The 17,145-nt window shown below is 71.2% G+C and carries 13 protein-coding genes; all 13 read right to left on the reverse strand.

Features of this window, described 5'->3' with window-relative positions; translation table 11 throughout:
• Nucleotides 1-10 precede the first annotated feature (10 nt).
• The 13 genes from uvrC to ABH923_RS02300 all read right to left on the reverse strand — a co-directional run bounded on the left by uvrC (nucleotide 11) and on the right by ABH923_RS02300 (nucleotide 17,112).
• Complete coding sequence (uvrC, locus tag ABH923_RS02240) at nucleotides 11-1,996, reverse strand: excinuclease ABC subunit UvrC (protein WP_370053622.1); 1,986 nt, start codon at nucleotides 1,994-1,996, stop codon at nucleotides 11-13.
• Nucleotides 1,997-2,005: 9 nt separating this feature from the next.
• Complete coding sequence (gene uvrA / locus ABH923_RS02245) at nucleotides 2,006-4,945, reverse strand: excinuclease ABC subunit UvrA (protein ID WP_370053623.1); 2,940 nt, start codon at nucleotides 4,943-4,945, stop codon at nucleotides 2,006-2,008.
• A gap of 168 nt (nucleotides 4,946-5,113) precedes the next feature.
• A complete protein-coding gene (locus tag ABH923_RS02250) occupies nucleotides 5,114-5,677 on the reverse strand; it encodes a hypothetical protein (RefSeq protein WP_370053625.1) in 564 nt (187 codons plus the stop codon).
• Complete coding sequence (locus ABH923_RS02255) at nucleotides 5,674-7,002, reverse strand: DUF58 domain-containing protein (protein WP_370053627.1); 1,329 nt, start codon at nucleotides 7,000-7,002, stop codon at nucleotides 5,674-5,676. Before ABH923_RS02255 ends, ABH923_RS02250 begins: the two co-directional genes overlap by 4 nt.
• Nucleotides 7,002-8,036: an AAA family ATPase gene (locus tag ABH923_RS02260; protein ID WP_370053629.1), complete on the reverse strand. Its 1,035-nt coding sequence runs from the start codon at nucleotides 8,034-8,036 to the stop codon at nucleotides 7,002-7,004. The genes ABH923_RS02255 and ABH923_RS02260 overlap by 1 nt, the downstream gene beginning before the upstream one ends.
• A complete protein-coding gene (locus ABH923_RS02265; protein WP_370053630.1) occupies nucleotides 8,033-8,626 on the reverse strand; it encodes a hypothetical protein in 594 nt (197 codons plus the stop codon). Before ABH923_RS02265 ends, ABH923_RS02260 begins: the two co-directional genes overlap by 4 nt.
• A complete protein-coding gene (locus ABH923_RS02270) occupies nucleotides 8,623-9,357 on the reverse strand; it encodes a DUF4129 domain-containing protein (RefSeq protein WP_370053632.1) in 735 nt (244 codons plus the stop codon). Before ABH923_RS02270 ends, ABH923_RS02265 begins: the two co-directional genes overlap by 4 nt.
• A gap of 62 nt (nucleotides 9,358-9,419) precedes the next feature.
• Nucleotides 9,420-11,486 (reverse strand): excinuclease ABC subunit UvrB, encoded by a 2,067-nt coding sequence (uvrB, locus tag ABH923_RS02275; RefSeq protein ID WP_370053634.1) that lies wholly within the window; start codon nucleotides 11,484-11,486, stop codon nucleotides 9,420-9,422.
• Between the two features lie 77 nt (nucleotides 11,487-11,563).
• Complete coding sequence (coaE, locus tag ABH923_RS02280; RefSeq protein ID WP_370053636.1) at nucleotides 11,564-12,160, reverse strand: dephospho-CoA kinase; 597 nt, start codon at nucleotides 12,158-12,160, stop codon at nucleotides 11,564-11,566.
• A gap of 77 nt (nucleotides 12,161-12,237) precedes the next feature.
• A complete protein-coding gene (gene rpsA, locus ABH923_RS02285; protein WP_370053637.1) occupies nucleotides 12,238-13,680 on the reverse strand; it encodes a 30S ribosomal protein S1 in 1,443 nt (480 codons plus the stop codon).
• Nucleotides 13,681-13,787: 107 nt separating this feature from the next.
• Nucleotides 13,788-14,771: an epimerase gene (locus ABH923_RS02290; protein WP_370053639.1), complete on the reverse strand. Its 984-nt coding sequence runs from the start codon at nucleotides 14,769-14,771 to the stop codon at nucleotides 13,788-13,790.
• Nucleotides 14,772-15,404, reverse strand: a complete 633-nt coding sequence (locus tag ABH923_RS02295; protein ID WP_370053641.1) for a DUF4166 domain-containing protein — start codon at nucleotides 15,402-15,404, stop codon at nucleotides 14,772-14,774.
• 34 nt (nucleotides 15,405-15,438) lie between these two features.
• Nucleotides 15,439-17,112 carry a DUF885 domain-containing protein gene (locus ABH923_RS02300; protein ID WP_370053643.1) on the reverse strand — a complete coding sequence of 558 codons (1,674 nt, stop codon included), beginning with the start codon at nucleotides 17,110-17,112 and terminating at the stop codon, nucleotides 15,439-15,441.
• Nucleotides 17,113-17,145: the final 33 nt, after the last annotated feature.

The raw sequence follows: 17,145 nt of genomic DNA on the forward strand, positions 1-17,145 counted from the left end.
GCGGACGCGCTCAGCCGGCGGCGAGGCGGTCGTGGACGGCGGCCGCGGTCGCCGGGCCGACTCCGCGCACCTCCGCGATCTGCTCGGGTGTCGCCTGCCGGAGCTGCGCCACCGAGCCGAAGTGCTTGAGCAGTTCCTTCACTCGCGCCGGTCCGAGGCCGGGGATTTCGCCGAGGACGCTCGAGATGTCGCGCTTGCGCCGCGCCCGCTGGTAGGTGATCGCGAAGCGGTGCGCCTCGTCGCGGATGCGCTGCACCAGGAAGAGCGCGTCGCTGTTGCGCGGCAGGATGACCGGGAAGTCGGAGTCCGGCAGCCAGATCTCCTCCAGCCGCTTGGCGATGCCGGCGAGCTGGATGCCGGTGACGCCGGACTCGTCCAGCGCGCGCTGCGCGGCGGCGACCTGCGGCTGGCCGCCGTCGACGATGAGCAGGTTCGGCGGGTAGGAGAACTTGCGGCGGCGGCGCTCGGCGGCCTCCGCGATCTCGGCGTCCACGTCGATCTCGGGGTCGTCGCCGTCGGCAGTGGTCCCGCCGTCTACCGTCTCCTCGGGCTCCCCGCCCGCCGCGTCGTCCTTGAGGTACGCCAGCCGGCGCGTGATGACCTGGTAGATCGACTCGGTGTCGTCGGTGGACTCCGGGATGCTGAAGCGGCGGTACTGGTCCTTGCGGGGCAGACCGTCCTCGAACACCACCATGGAGGCGACGATGTTCGTGCCGCTGAGGTGCGAGACGTCGTAGCACTCCATGCGCAGCGGCGCGTCGGCCATCCCGAGGGCGTCCTGGATGTCGTTGAGCGCCTTCGACCTGGCCACGAAGTCGGAGCTGCGCCGGGTCTTGTAGAGGATGAGCGCGTTCTTCGCGTTCATCTCCGCGGTCTGCGCGAGCGCAGCCTTGTCGCCGCGCTGGGCGACCCGCAGCTCGACGCGGCCGGTCGACTTGGGGCCGCGGCGGACCGGCCCGGCCTCGTCGGCCTCCACCCGCCGCGCCATCAGCCACTGCTCCAGCTCGGTGGCGTCCTCCGGCAGCTCGGGCACGATGATCTCGCGCGGCGGGGCGTCGGTGCCCTCGTAGGCGTTCTGCAGCACGGTCTCGACCAGCTCGCCGAGCGTGATGTCGAGCTCCTTGTCGACCACCCAGGAGCGCACACCGCGGATGCGGCCGCCGCGGACGATGAACTGCTGCACGGCGGCGGCGAGCTCGTCGTGAGCGATGCCGAAGGCATCGAGGTCGACATTCTCCTGGAGGACGACGGCGCTCTTGCCCATCGCCTGCTCCAGGGCCTGGATGGCGTCTCTGTGCCGTGCGGCGGCCTCGTAGTCGAGAGTGCTCGCGGCCTGCTTCATCTTGTCGTTGAGGTCGCGGATGTACTTCGTGTCGTTGCCCGCCATGAACGAGACGAAGTCCTCCGCGAGCTCGCGGTGGTCCTCCGGGCTGATCCGGCCGACGCAGGGCGCGGCGCACTTGCCGATGTCGCCGAGCAGGCAGGGCCTCCCGGTCAGCTCGGCTCGCCGGTAGACGCCGTCGGAGCAGCTCCGCACCGGGAACGCCTTCAGCATGAGGTCGACGGTGTCGCGGATCGCCCAGACCTTTGTGTACGGGCCGAAGTAGCGCGCGTCCTTCAGGTTGCGGTTGCGGGTCACCATCACCCGTGGGATGCGCTCGCCCAGCGTCACCGCGAGGTACGGGTACGACTTGTCGTCCCGGAACTGCACGTTGAACGGCGGGTTGAACTCCTTGATCCAGGTGTACTCGAGCTGGAGCGCCTCGAACTCGCTGGCGACCACCGTCCACTCGACGCTCGCCGCGGTCGTCACCATGCGGCGGGTGCGCTCGTGCAGGCTGCGCAGCGGCTGGAAGTAGTTGCTCAGCCGCGCGCGGAGGTTCTTCGCCTTGCCGACGTAGAGCACCCGCCGGTTCTTGTCGCGGAACCGGTAGACGCCCGGCTGCGTGGGGATCTCGCCGGCCTTGGGGCGGTAGCCGACCGTGTCCGTACTCACAGCGCGATCCTACGCGGCGCCACGGACACGCTCGCTGCCGAGCGCGCCCTCCCCCTGCAGGATCTCCTTCAGGAAGTAGCCCGTGTGGCTCCCCGGCGTCTCGGCCACCTGCTCCGGCGTGCCGGTCGCGATGACCTCGCCGCCCCCGGCGCCGCCCTCCGGCCCCATGTCGATGATCCAGTCCGCGGACTTGATGACGTCGAGGTTGTGCTCGATGACGATGACCGTGTTGCCCTTGTCGAGCAGGCCGTTCAGCACCAGCAGGAGCTTGCGGACGTCCTCGAAGTGCAGGCCGGTGGTCGGCTCGTCGAGCACGTACACGCTGCGGCCGTTGGAGCGGCGCTGCAACTCCGTCGCGAGCTTGACGCGCTGCGCCTCGCCGCCGGACAGGGTGGTGGCGCTCTGGCCGAGCCGGACGTAGCCGAGGCCGACGTCCACGAGCGTCTGCAGGAAGCGGTGGATCGCCGAGATCGGCCGGAAGAACTCCGCCGCCTCGCTGATCGGCATGTCGAGCACCTCGGCGATGTTCTTGCCCTTGTAGTGCACGGTCAGGGTGTCGCGGTTGTACCGCGCTCCCCCGCAGACCTCGCACGCGACGTAGACGTCGGGCAGGAAGTTCATCTCGATCTTGATCGTGCCGTCGCCCGAGCACGCCTCGCAGCGCCCGCCCTTGACGTTGAAGCTGAACCGGCCGGGCAGGTAACCGCGGGCCTTGGCCTCCGGCGTCTCGGCGAACAGGGTGCGGATGCGGTCGAAGACGCCGGTGTAGGTCGCCGGGTTGGAGCGCGGCGTGCGCCCGATCGGCGCCTGGTCGACGTGCACGACCTTGTCGAGGTTCTCCAGGCCCGACACCGTGCGGTGCTTGCCCGGCAGCTTGCGGGCGCCGTTGAGCTTGTTCGCGAGCACGCGGTACAGGATGTCGTTGACCAGCGACGACTTGCCCGAACCGGAGACTCCCGTGACCGCCACGAACGCGCCCAGCGGGAAGTCGACCGAGACCTTCTTCAGGTTGTTGGCCTCCGCGTCGACCACCCGGATCACGCGCTTCTTGTCGATCTTGCGGCGCTTCTCGGGGATCGGGATCTCACGCCGGCCTGCCAGGTAGTCGCCGGTCAGCGACTCGGTGTTGGCGAGCAGCTCGTCGTACGAGCCGGAGTGCACGACGTGACCGCCGTTGACGCCGGCGCCCGGGCCGATGTCGACGATCCAGTCGGCGGTGCGGATGGTGTCCTCGTCGTGCTCGACCACGATCAGCGTGTTACCCAGGTCGCGCAGTGCGACGAGCGTGTCGATCAGGCGGCGGTTGTCGCGCTGGTGGAGGCCGATGCTCGGCTCGTCGAGCACGTAGAGTACGCCGGTGAGGCCGGAGCCGATCTGGGTCGCGAGGCGGATGCGCTGCGCCTCGCCGCCCGACAGGGTCGCCGCGGCGCGCGCGAGGTCGAGGTAGCTGAGGCCGACCTGGATGAGGAAGTCGAGCCGGATCTTGATCTCGCGCAGCACCTGCGCGCCGATCTTCTGCTCGCGCTCGGTCAGGTGCAGCTTCTCCATGAACGCGCGCGCGTCGGACAGACTGAGCAGCGACGCGTCCGCGATGGAGGCGCCGTGGACGAGCACCGAGAGCACCTCGGGCTTCAGCCGCTTGCCCTGGCAGACCGGGCACGGCACCTCGCGGAGGTACTCGGCCCAGCGGGCGCGCTGGGTGTCGGTCTCGGCCTGCATGTACTGGCGCTCGATGTAGGGCACGACGCCCTCGAAGCCGGACGTGTAGGACATCTCGCGGCCGTAGCGGTTCTTCCACCGCACCTTGACCTCGAAGTTGTCGCCGCGCAGCACGGCCTCCTTGACGTTCTGCGGCAGCTTCTTCCACGGCGTGTTCAGCGAGAAGCCGAGGTCGCGCGCGAGGCCGTCGAGCAGCTTCTCGTAGTAGTTGAAGAGGCCCTTGCCCTGCGTGGTCCACGGGACGATGACGCCCTCGGCGATGCTGAGCGAGTCGTCGCCGAGCAGGAGGTCCTCGTCCACCGACATGCGCGTGCCGAGGCCGGAGCACTCCGGGCAGGCGCCGAACGGCGCGTTGAACGAGAAGGTGCGCGGCTCGATCTCAGTGAGCTGGATGGGGTGGCCGTTGGGGCAGGACAGTTTCTCGCTGAACGACTGCCACGCCGCCGGGCCCTCGCGGTCCACGAAGTTGACCTGCACCAGGCCGTCGGTGAGCCGAAGCGCGGTCTCCAGCGAGTCGGTGAGGCGGCCGAGGATGTCCGGACCGGCGACCAGACGGTCGACCACGACGGAGATGTCGTGCTTGTACTGCTTCTTGAGCGTCGGCGGCTCGCTGAGCTGGATCTGCTCGCCGTCCACGAGCGCGCGCGAGTACCCGCTCGCGGCGAGCTCCTTGAAGAGGTCGACGAACTCGCCCTTCTTCTGCGAGATGACCGGGCTGACCACCATGTACCGCGTGCCGGGCTCCAGCTCCATGAGCTGATCCGCGATCTGCTGCACCGTCTGGCGCTGGATCTTCTCGCCGCAGACCGGGCAGTGCGGGACGCCGATGCGGGCCCAGAGCAGGCGCATGTAGTCATAGATCTCGGTGATCGTGCCGACCGTCGACCGCGGGTTGCGGTTGGTGGACTTCTGGTCGATCGACACCGCGGGGCTCAGGCCCTCGATGAAGTCGACGTCCGGCCGGTCGACCTGGCCGAGGAACTGCCGCGCGTACGCCGAGAGCGACTCGACGTAGCGGCGCTGGCCCTCGGCGAAGATCGTGTCGAACGCGAGCGACGACTTTCCCGAGCCGGACAGGCCCGTGAAGACGACCAGGGAGTCGCGCGGGATCTCGAGGTCGACGTTGTGGAGGTTGTGCACCCGGGCGCCGCGGACGCTGAGGTGCGACCCCACGACCTTGCTCGGATTGCCTGCCGAACTCCTGCTGCTCAGAGTGCTCACTCGTTCCATTCTCCGCTATTCGCCGTCGCCCCACCCGCGTGTTCGCCCACCGCGCACCTGCGCGATGCCCCCGCCGGCCGGTTCGAAGCTTTGTTCGATTCTAGCAACCAGAGCAGGGCATGTGCGACCACGCGCGAGCGTACGCCGGACCTCCGACATTCGTACCGGAGGCGGTGCTCACGCCCGCGGCCGGGCGAGCAGGAGCGCCGCCAGGAGGATCACCAGCCCGACGATCGCGCCGCCCGAGAGCACCGCCAGCCACGGCGCCGACGCCGGCCGGGCGACGAGCAGCAGCACGATCGCGACGGCCTGCACCGGGAGCTGGATGAGGATCAGGCGCCGCAGCGACGGCAGCAGCACGGCCGGCTGCACCCGGGCGGTCGCGGGCAGCACGAGCATCCACGCCGCGAGGACGTGCAGCACGTGGACCGCGGCGATGACGGCGAGCAGCCGGAGCGTGAGCCTCCCCGGCTCCAGCAGCGTGGAGAACGCGAGCACCGCGATGAGGACCCACGCGACCCGCCAGCGCGGGACGGCGAGGGCGACCGCCGTGAGGAGGACGGCCACCGCGGGCCACGGGCCGCTGGGGGCAGTGGTGACGGCGAGCGGAACCGCGACGACCGCGAAGGCGACGCGGAAGGCCCAGGCGGGCACGGTGAGACCGAGGTCGGGAGTGGGCGCGGCCTGCTCCCCCGTGCCGGTCATCCCCGCCTCCCCGCTCATCCCCGCCTCCCCGCTCATCCCCGCCTCCGGGGCGTCGCCAGCCGCCGCAGCATCGCGTCCCGCTCCGGCGACGCCCATTGCAGCAGCTCCGCTCCCGCCGCCCGCAGCCGGTCCAGGCGCAGCCCGCGCTCCAGGTCCACGATCCGCAGCGCCAGCCGCTCCCTGGCCGGGAGCTCGTCGACCACGCGCGGCGGCAGCACGTCGACCACCACCACCCGGTGACCCGCCGCGCGCCAGGTGAGCGCCAGGCGCATGGCCTGGTCGTCCAGGAACGTGGACATCACGAACACGACCGCCCCCTGCGCGAGTCGCGGCGCCCGCGCCCGCTCGGTCGCCGACCCGTGCGCGGTGGTCAGCTCGACCGCCCGCAGGACCCGGTGCAGGTGCCGTGCGCCGGCGCGCGGCGGCAGCGCACGGCGGGCGTCGGAGAGGTCGTCGAAACCGATCCGGTCCGAGGCGGCGGCGTACGCGCCCGCCAGCGAGACCGCGGCCTCCCGCGCGACGTCGAGGGAGGTCGCCCCCGGCCGCTGGTACGGCGCCGCCCAGCCGGCGACGGCGCCGGGGACGTCGTCGCGCGCGTCCAGCACGAGTTGCACCGCCGCGTCGGAGGTCGCCGTGGTCCTCCGGACATACAGCTCGCCCGGGCGCTGCGCGAGGCGGGCGGTCGCCTTCCAGTCGATGCGGCGGAGCCGGTCGCCCGGCCGGAAGCGGTCGATGTCCCGGAACTCGCCGCCGTCTCCCGGCCGCGCGGACACGTGGCCGCCGGTCAGGCCGAGCAGGCGTGCGGGCAGCGGGAGGCTGCGGATCCGCTGTGCGGCAGGCCGCACGACGCGCTCCGCGACGGCGGGGAGGCCGGGGTCCCCGGTCCACGCGGCGTCCGGCCCGATCCCGCGCGCGGCCAGCGACAGGATCCGCTGCGGGCCGGAGTGCGAGACGGCGACGCGGAAGCGCAGCCGGGCGGCCTCCCGCGGCGTCACCACTGCGTCCTCTGGCCGGCGGTCGGTCCGGTGGACTCGTATATGCACGCCGTCCACCCGGCCGTCCGCCTCCGCAACCGCGTCGACGTGCACGCGGCCGTCCGGGTCGTCTCCGGCGATGGTCACGCGGGCGCGCGCGGCCGCGGACTCCGGCCGCGACGACCAGCCGAGCACGGCCGCCATCAGCAGCGGGGCCGCGACCAGCATCAGCTCCACCCGTGACAGCACGAACGCGGCGACCAGGCACACCGCCGCGACGATCGCCGCCGCGGTCACCCCCGGGCTCAGGGCCCACCCGGAACCGCCGGCCGGCGCCTCCGTCCGCTCGCGCGGGCCGGGCATGCGCGCCCGCGACCACAGCGACATCAGTCCGCGGCCTCCCGCTCGCGCGTCCCCACCGCCGGCGGCCCCGCCACCGAGGACACGACCTCCAGGACCACCTGGTTGGCGCTCACGCCGCTGGTCCACGCCTGCACGGTCAGCGTCAGCCGGTGCGCGAGGACCGGCACCGCGACGCGCTTGACGTCGTCGGGGATGACGAAGTCCCGGCCGGCGAGCACCGCCAGCGCCCTCGCGACCAGGAGGAGGCCCTGCGACCCGCGCGGCGAAGCGCCGACCTCCACGGAGCGGTGCCGGCGGGTGGCGGCGGCGAGCCGCACGCAGTATGCGGCGATGTCGGGATCGACGTCCACGCTCTCCACCCCCGCCTGCATGGCCAGCAGGGTCTCGGCGTCCGTGACCGGCTCGACCGTGGCCACCTCGTGCCGCCGGTCGACGCGGGCCATCAGCACCTGCGTCTCGCCGTCCGCGTCCGGGTAGCCGACGCCGAGCCGCACCATGAACCGGTCGAGCTGCGCCTCCGGGAGGGCGTAGGTGCCCTCCGACTCGATCGGGTTCGCGGTCGCGACGACGTGGAAGGGTCGGGGCAGCGGGAAGCTGCGCCCCTCCACCGACACCTGCCCTTCGGCCATCGCCTCCAGGAGCGCCGACTGCGTCTTCGGCGAGGTGCGGTTGATCTCGTCCGCGAGGAACAGCCCCGTGAACACCGGCCCCGGCCGGAACTCGAACTCGGCGGTCGACGGCACGTAGACGAACGAGCCGGTGATGTCGGACGGCAGCAGGTCGGGCGTGCACTGCAGCCGCCGGAAGTCCAAGCCGACGGCGCTGGCGATGCTGCGCGCGGCGAGGGTCTTGCCGAGGCCGGGGACGTCCTCGAACAGCACGTGGCCGCCGGCGAGGACGGTGGCGAGCGCGATGTGCAGCGGCTCGCGCATGCCGACGACGACGGACTCGACGCGGTTGAGGACCTCGGCGCCGAGGCGGGCGACCTCGGTGACCGGGAGCGCGGCGGTGGCGGTCGAGGTGGAGGTGGTGGACGTTGTGGACGTCTCCGGGGTCATGCGGCTCCTGTCGTTTCTGCGTTGAGCGGGTCGGCGGGGCGAGCGCCGCCCAGCAGTTCGATTCCGGTGGATGCGTGAACCGCCTGGTCCGCGGGAATCAGGTGGCCGCCAGCGTTGGTCCCGGCCAGCGTCTCCAACCGGCTCAGCGACGCCGCGAACTCCTTCGGGCGCGGGGCGGCCGCGCTGCCCTTGCGCAGCATCGCGGCGGTCCCCTCGCCCAGCAGCCGGACGACCTCCGGCTGGGCGGCCGGGTCGTCGAGCTGCACCCCGTACCGGTCGAGCACTTCGGCGGCGAGCCCGCGGAGGCGGCGCACAGCCTCGGGCGACACCCGTCCGCCGCGCGCGCCGAGCGACCAGCCGAGCTGGACGACGTCCCGCCGCGCTCCCGCCCGCTGCTGCGGCGGCGGGACCGGCCAGGTCACCTCGGCCTGTTCGCCGAGGAGCGACAGCAGGGCGCCGAGCGCGAAGACCACGAACCCGAGCCCGACGGCGTGCGGGCCGTCCATCCCGAAGAACCAGGCCGCCACCCCGACGATCACGGCCGCGAGCACGCACCCGACGGCTCGCCGCACCATCCGCGCGCGGGTCACCGGAGCGCCCCGCCCGCCGCGGCGGTCCCCCACGAGGCACGCAACGCCTCGATCGCGGCACGGGCCGCCTCGACATCGGTCGCGGTCACGGGCGCGTCGCTGAACCGCGCGCGCAGGTAGAGGTCGAGGAGGTCCCCGGCCGCATCGCGATCGGAGGCGACCCGGGCGAGGACCCGGCGGACGAACTCGCCCGGCGTCTCGGCCGGGAGCCGGTGGACGCCGCTGTCGGCCGCGCCCTCCTCCAGCCCGAGCCACGCCCGCTCGATGGCGTCCCGCGGCTCCCGGCCCTCGCCGAGCAGGTCGAGGGCGCGGTCGAGGCCGCGACGCACCCGCTCGGGCCGCGGCTGCGCAGGAGGCTCTGGCGCGACGGAACCTTCGGTGGAGCCGTCGACATCGCGGTCGAGGCCGGGGTACTCGGGACGCAGCCTCCACCGCAGGTAGCGGTAGAGCAGGGCGAGCAGGACGACGACGATCAGCGCGATGACCGCGTAGGTCACCCAGGTCAGGTCGATGCGGGTTTCGTGCGGGACGTCCTGCGGCGCAGGGGTGCCGGTGACCTTCTGCTGCTCACCGGGGTGCGGCTGGAGGTCGGCGGCCGGCGGGGTGAACCGGAGCCCGGTGAACACGGGGGCGCCCTGGAAGGCGAGGGCGAGGCCGGAGAGGGCGAGCAGGATGCCGGCGGCGGTGACCATCCCCCACCGCTGCCGCGTCCGCGTCGCCTTCGAGCTCACCCTGCCACCGTAGCGCGGAGGGGGTGGGAACGCGCGGTGGGACTACCGCGGCTCGGGCACCCTCAGCCCAGGTGCCCCGCCTTCTCCATCTGCCGCAGGTCCCGCTTCAGGTCCGACAGCTCGTCGCGCAGGCGCGCCGCCAGTTCGAACTTGAGCTCTCCCGCTGCGGCGAGCATCTGGCCGTTCAGGTCGGCGATCAGCGACTCCAGCTCGGCCGCGCCCTGGGCGGCGATGCCGCCGTTCCGCAGGTTCGGCGTCGGGCTCTTGCGTCGCTGCTCGCGGCCGGCGAGCATCCGGGCGGTGTCGGCCTCCTCGCGGGCCAGCACGTCGGTGATGTCGGCGATGCGCTTGCGGAGCGGCGTGGGGTCGATGCCGTTGGCGCGGTTGTACTCGATCTGCAGTTCACGTCGGCGATCGGTCTCCTCGATCGCTCTCTTCATCGAGTCCGTCAGCACATCGGCGTACATGTGCACCTCGCCCGAGACGTTGCGCGCCGCGCGGCCGATGGTCTGGATGAGCGACGTCGACGAGCGGAGGAAGCCCTCCTTGTCGGCGTCGAGGATCGCCACCAGCGACACCTCCGGCAGGTCCAGGCCCTCGCGGAGGAGGTTGATGCCGACCAGCACGTCGTAGACGCCCGCGCGCAGCTCGGTGAGCAGCTCGACACGGCGCAGGGTGTCGACGTCGGAGTGCAGGTAGCGGACCCGCACGCCGGCCTCGGCGAGGAAGTCGGTGAGCTCCTCCGCCATCTTCTTGGTCAGCGTGGTGACCAGGATGCGCTCGTCGCGCTCGACGCGCAGGCGGATCTCCTCGAGCAGGTCGTCGATCTGGCCCTTGGTCGGCTTGACGACGATCTGCGGGTCGACCAGGCCGGTCGGGCGGATGATCTGCTCGACCACGCCGTCCGCGATGCCCATCTCGTATTGGCCCGGCGTCGCGGACAGGTACACGGTCTGGCCGACGCGGTCCTTGAACTCGTTCCACCGCAGCGGCCGGTTGTCCATGGCGCTCGGCAGCCGGAAGCCGTGCTCCACCAGGGTGCGCTTGCGGGAGGCGTCGCCCTCGTACATCGCGCCGATCTGCGGCACGGTCACGTGCGACTCGTCGATGACGACGAGGAAGTCGTCAGGGAAGTAGTCGAGCAGGCAGTTCGGTGCCTCGCCGGGCTGCCGGCCGTCGATGTGCCGCGAGTAGTTCTCGATGCCGGAGCAGAAGCCGATCTGCTCCATCATCTCCAGGTCGAACTGGGTGCGCATCCGCAGCCGCTGCGCCTCCAGCAGCTTGCCCTCGCGCTCCAGCTCCTGCAGCCGCTCGCGCAGCTCCTCCTGGATGGTGCCGATGGCGCGCTGCATCGTCGCCGGGCTGGCCGCGTAGTGCGTCGCCGGGAACACCGAGACGGCGTCCATCTTCTGGAGCACCTCACCGGTGAGCGGGTGCAGCGAGTAGAGCGCCTCGACCTCGTCGCCGAACAGCTCGACGCGGACCGCGTGCTCCTCGTACATCGGGATGATCTCGATGGTGTCGCCGCGCACGCGGAACTTGCCGCGCGAGAAGTCGACGTCGTTGCGCTCGTACTGCATCGCGACGAACCGGCGGATCAGCGCGTCACGGCCGACGCTCTGGCCGACCTGGAGGGCGACCATCGCCTCCAGGTACTCCTCGGCCGCGCCGAGTCCGTAGATGCACGAGACGGTGGAGACCACGACGACGTCGCGCCGGCTGAGCAGCGAGTTGGTGGTGGAGTGCCGCAGCCGCTCGACCTCCGCGTTGACCGACGAGTCCTTCTCGATGAAGGTGTCCGTCTGCGGGACGTAGGCCTCGGGCTGGTAGTAGTCGTAGTACGAGACGAAGTACTCGACCGCGTTGTTGGGCAGCAGCTCGCGGAACTCGTTGGCGAGCTGCGCGGCGAGGGTCTTGTTGTGCGCGAGGACGAGCGTGGGACGCTGCACCTGCTCGACCAGCCATGCGGTGGTCGCCGACTTGCCGGTTCCGGTCGCTCCGAGGAGGACGACGTCGGTCTCGCCCGCGTTGATGCGGCCCGCGAGCTCGGCGATGGCCTTGGGCTGATCGCCGCTGGGCTCGAATTCGCTGACGACCTCGAACGGACGGACGAGACGCGTGGCTTGCATGGGTCCAGTCTAGGAAGGACCACCGACATCGCGGCCCGCTCTCGCTCAGAGCGGAACGGCCGGGCACGGAACGGCGGTCAGGACCGCAGGCTCTCCCAGAGCTCGTCCACCTGTTCGCGGGTGACGTCGAGGGAGCCGTCGGTGTCGATCACCACGTCCGCGACAGCCAAGCGCTCCTCGTCGGAGGCCTGCGACCCGATCCGGCGCTCGGCCTCCGCCGCGTCCATCCCGCGCAGCCGCACCAGCCGGTCGATCCGCGTGGCGGCGGCAGCGTGAGCGACGACCACCAGGTCGAACGGGTACTCGTTGGCCGACTCGACCAGCAGCGGCACGTCGTAGACGACGATCGCCGCGGGATCGGCGGCGCCCGCGGCCTCGAACCGCGCGGTGGACGCGGCGAGCACGGCCGGGTGGGTGATCCCGTTGAGCTTCTGGAGGGCGCTTGCGTCGCCGAACACGATCGCACCGAGCGCGGGCCGGTCGAGGCTGCCGTCCGCGGCGATGACCGCGTCGCCGAACGTCCGGGCGATCTCCGCGAGGGCTGGAGTGCCCGGCTCCACGACCTCCCGCGCGATGCGGTCGGCGTCCACGACGACGGCGCCGAGCTCGGCGAGCCGGGAGGCGATGGTCGATTTTCCGGAGGCGATCCCGCCCGTGAGTCCGATCAGCTGCACGCGCACCAGCCTATCGGCCGTTAACGCCGGAACGGCCGGCCCCCGAAGGGACCGGCCGCTCACAGGTGAGACGGGTCTCAGTTGTTGGAGCTGAGCTTCTCGCGCAGAGCGGCGAGGGACTCGTCGTCGGCGAGGGTTCCGCCGTTGCCGGTCTCGCTCGAGAAGGACGAGGAACCGCTGTCGGCGGCCGCCTCCTCGATGCCCTTCGCGACCTGGCGCTTGTGCGCCTCCCAACGGGCCTGGGCGGCGGCGTACTGCTGCTCCCACTCGTCGCGCTGGGTCTCGAAGCCTTCCTTCCACTCGTTGGTCTCCGGGTCGAAGCCCTCGGGGTACTTGTAGTTCCCCTGGTCGTCGTACTCGGTGACCATGCCGTAGAGGGCCGGGTCGAACTCGGTGCCTTCGGGGTCGACGCCCTCGTTCGCCTGCTTGAGGCTGAGCGAGATGCGGCGGCGCTCCAGGTCGATGTCGATGACCTTGACGAAGACCTCTTCGCCGACCGACACGACCTGCTCCGCGAGCTCGACGTGCTTGCCGGAGAGCTCGGAGATGTGCACCAGGCCCTCGATGCCGTCCGCGACGCGGACGAACGCACCGAACGGAACCAGCTTCGTGACCTTGCCCGGTGCGACCTGACCGATCGCGTGGGTGCGGGCGAAGACCTGCCACGGGTCCTCCTGGGTCGCCTTCAGCGACAGCGAGACGCGCTCGCGGTCCAGGTCGACCTCGAGGATCTCGACGGTGACCTCCTGGCCGACCTCGACGACCTCGGACGCGTGCTCGATGTGCTTCCACGAGAGCTCGGAGACGTGCACGAGGCCGTCCACGCCGCCCAGGTCGACGAACGCGCCGAAGTTGACGATCGAGGACACGACGCCCTTGCGGACCTGGCCCTTGTGTAGGTTGTTGAGGAACGTGGTGCGGGACTCCGACTGGGTCTGCTCCAGCAGCGCGCGACGCGACAGGACCACGTTGTTGCGGTTCTTGTCGAGCTCGAGGATCTTCGCCTCGATCTCCTGGCCCAGGTACGGGGTGAGGTCGCGGACGCGGCGCAGCTCGATGAGCGACGCCGGCAGGAAGCCGCGGAGGCCGATGTCGACGATCAGGCCGCCCTTGACGACCTCGATCACCGTACCGGTGACCACGCCGTCGGCTTCCTTGATCTTCTCCACGTCGCCCCACGCGCGCTCGTACTGCGCACGCTTCTTGGACAGGATGAGGCGGCCTTCCTTGTCCTCCTTCTGGAGAACGAGCGCCTCGACGGTGTCGCCGACCTCGACGACCTCGCTGGGGTCGACGTCGTGCTTGATGGAAAGCTCGCGGGAGGGGATGACACCCTCGGTCTTGTAGCCGACGTCGAGGAGGACCTCGTCGCGGTCGATCTTGACGACGGTGCCTTCGATCAGGTCTCCGTCGTTGAAGAACTTCAGCGTCTTTTCGACCGCGGCAAGAAAGTCTTCAGCAGAACCGATGTCGTTGACTGCGACCTGCTTCGGTGCCTTGTCGGTCGTTGCGGTTGTCATGTAGTGGATGCTCCGTTATGGACATAAATCAGGCCGAGCGCGAACCTCTGTGGGTGTCTTCCGCGAACGGCAGGCGGATGTGGATGTCACACAAGTGACGGTCTAGTCTACCGACTGGCCTGCGAAAGGGGCAACTCGCGTCCGGCGACGATGTCGCGGAGGGCGGGCTCCAGGTCGGGGAAGGCGAATTCGTAGCCCGCGGCGAGCAGCCGCTCGGGCACCACCCAGCGGCTCTTCAGCACCAGTTCGGTCTCGGTGCGGATGACCGCGGTGCCGAGCTCCAGCATCCAGCGGAACGCCGGGAGCCCTGCCGGGACGCGGAGCACTCGGCGCAGCGTCGCCATCAGGGTGCGGTTGTCCGACGGGTTCGGCGCGGCGATGTTGACCGCGCCGTCGAGCTCGGGATGCGCGCGCAGGAACTCGATCGAGCCGAGCACGTCGGCGATGTGCACCCAGGAGAACCGCTGTCGGCCGTCGCGGGCGCGGAACTCGTGGAAGGTGCCGGCGTTGCGGCGCGCGGTCGTCGCGAACCAGCGACCGTCGAGCTGCGGTCCGCCGAGACCGGACTTCGTGAGCCGGATCAATGGGAGGAGCGCGGAGCCGTCACCGAGCACGATCGCCATTCGCAGCGCGACGCGTCGCGTGCCCGGCAGCTCGCCCTCGAAGAACTCGGCCTCCCAGGCGCGCGCGACGTTCACCGAGAAGCCGGTGCCGAGCTCGCCGGTCGACTCCGTCATGGGCCGGTCCTCCGCGTGCCGGTAGATGGTCGCGGTGGAGGCGTTGAACCAGACCGGAGGCGGGGCGTCGGAGCCGGCGACGGCCTCCCGCAGCGCCCGCGTGGTCTCCAGCCGCGACCGGAAGATCTCGGCGCGGTTCGCGTCGCCGTAGCGGCAGTTCACGCTCTTGCCCGCGAGGTTGATCAGCACGTCGGCGCCGGTGACGACCCGGCGCAGGGCCCCGGCGTCGCCCCAGCTCGCGTCGGCGCCGTTGCGGCCGACCAGCAGGACGGTCGCGCCGGCGGCGCGGTAGTGCTGCGCCAGATACCGTCCGATGAAGCCGGACGCGCCGGCGATGACGATGCGCTCGCTCACTCACTCCCCCGATGCGACGGCGGCGCTCCCGACCTGGTATCGGAACGTCCCCGTGTACTGGTACACCCTACCGATCAGCGGGATGCGGACGACGACGGAGACCGCCTGCGCGTCGCGCTCGTCGTCGTACCGCTCGGTGAGCGCGACGACCGGAGCGATCGCACGCGGGAGGACGATCCGCATCCTCCCCACCCGCACCGCGACCGTGCGGGAGGTCAGCCGGAGGGCGCCGTCGATCACGCGCGCGGAGAACCACGCCTCGGCGAGCACCGGAGAGCCGAGACGGTCCACGACCATCCAGCCGTCCACGCCGATCTCGTCGCGCATGTCGAGCACGCGCCCGCCCAGCTCGAACCGCCGCACCGCGCGCACCGCCGGGCCGCCATCGGCGGACACCGCGGGCACGTTCTCGACCGTGAACGGCACGCCCCGCTCCCACACCGGGAACATCACGTGCGCCCGCCCGAACACCGCCAGCGCCGGCCACAGCCAGCGCCGGGGCGTGCCGACCGTGTCGAACACGCCCCGGCCCGTGCCGGTGGACCCGGCCGGGATGGCGTCGAAGTAGGCGCGCAGCCGCGGATGGAGCTCGTCGAACGCCGGGCCGAGCACGGCCCGGTACGGGGAGGTCATCGCGGCTGCGCGCTCACTGCGAGTGGCCGGCCGCTCAGTCGAGCAGCGCCGACTTCAGCGTGTCGAGGCCGACGCCGCCGATGTCGAGCGCCTTCTTGTGGAACGCCTTGATGTCGAACGCGGCGCCCTCGCGGCGTGCGTACTCGTCGCGGAGCTGCTCCCAGATCCGCTGGCCGATCTTGTACGACGGCGCCTGCCCCGGCCAGCCGAGGTAGCGGTTCACCTCGAAGCGGACGAAGCCCTCGTTCATGTTGACGTTGTTCGCGAGGAAGCCGAAGGCGTACTCGCCGGTCCACGGGCCGGAGCCGTCCGGGAGCTGCTTCTCCAGGTGCACGCCGATGTCGAGGACGACGCGGGCGGCGCGCATCCGCTGGCCGTCGAGCATCCCGAGCCGGTCGGCCGGGTCGTCGAGGTAGCCGAGCTGCTCCATCAGGCGCTCCGCGTACAGCGCCCAGCCCTCGGCGTGACCCGAGGTGCCGGCGATACGGCGCCAGGAGTTGAGCTGCGCCTTGTTGTAGGTCGCCTGCGCGATCTGCAGGTGGTGACCGGGGACGCCCTCGTGATAGACGGTCGTCAGCTCGCGCCAGGTGTCGAACTCGGTGACGCCCTCCGGGACGCTCCACCACATCCGTCCGGCGCGCGCGAAGTCGTCGCTCGGGCCGGTGTAGTAGATGCCGCCTTCCTGCGTCGGGGCGATCATGCACTCCAGGCGGCGGATCTCGGCGGGGATGTCGAAGTGCGTGCGGCCGAGCTCCTCGATCGCGCGGTCGCTGGTCTCCTGCATCCAGCGCTGCAGCGCGTCGGTGCCGTGCAGCTTGCGGGAGGCGTCGCCGTCCAGGAACGCGATGGCCTCGTGGACCGTCGCACCCGGCTTGATCTCCCGGGCGATGGACTCCTGCTCGGCGACCATGCGCGCCAGCTCCTCGATGCCCCACTCGTAGGTCTCGTCGAGGTCGACGGTCGCGCCGAGGAAGTCGCGGGAGGCGAGGGCGTACAGCTCGCGGCCGACCGCGTCCTTCTCGGGCGCGTGGGCGGCCAGCTCGTCCTGCAGGAACGCGGCGAGCGTGGCGTAGGCGGCCGCCGACTCCGTGGCGCCGTGCGCCAGGTCGGACTTCAGGGACGCGGGCAGCTCGCCGTTCAGCGGGCGCGCGGAACCGGTGAAGTCGAAGAAGAACCCGGTGTCGGCGATCTGCTTCTTCGCCTGGGCCAGCACCTCGCGCACCTGACGGATCGCGGGGACGTTGCCGGCCGCGATGCCGCTGCGCAGGGTCTCGATGTAGCCGTCCATCGCGGCGGGGAGGTTGTGCAGCCGCTTGGCGACGTTCGCCCAGTCCTCCTCGGTGTCGGTGGGGACCAGGTCGAAGATGTCGCGGAGCTCCTGCGCCGGGGAGGCGATCACGTTGAGGTCGCGCTGGTTGAAGCCGGCCTCGTGCTTCTCGATGGTGAGCTCGAGCTCGCGGGAGAGGTCCATCTTGGTGACGCGGTCGATGTCGTCGACGGGCGTCGCGGCCTGGATCTTGGCCAGCGCCTCCCGGACCTTGCCCACGGCCTGCTCGGCGCCGGCCGGCGAGTAGTCCGAGTACTCGCCCTCGCGGCCGGGGCGGCCGAGCCAGACGTGGTACTCGGGGTGGAGCTCCAACTGGGTGTCGACCCACTCGTCAGCGATCGTGTCGATCGGAGTGGATTCGCGCTTCTCTGCGTTCGTCATGATCCGAGCCTATTGGTAGCGCCGAGCACCGGG

Origin of the sequence: Leifsonia sp. EB41 (assembly GCF_041262565.1) — a bacterium.
GTDB lineage: Bacteria > Actinomycetota > Actinomycetes > Actinomycetales > Microbacteriaceae > Leifsonia.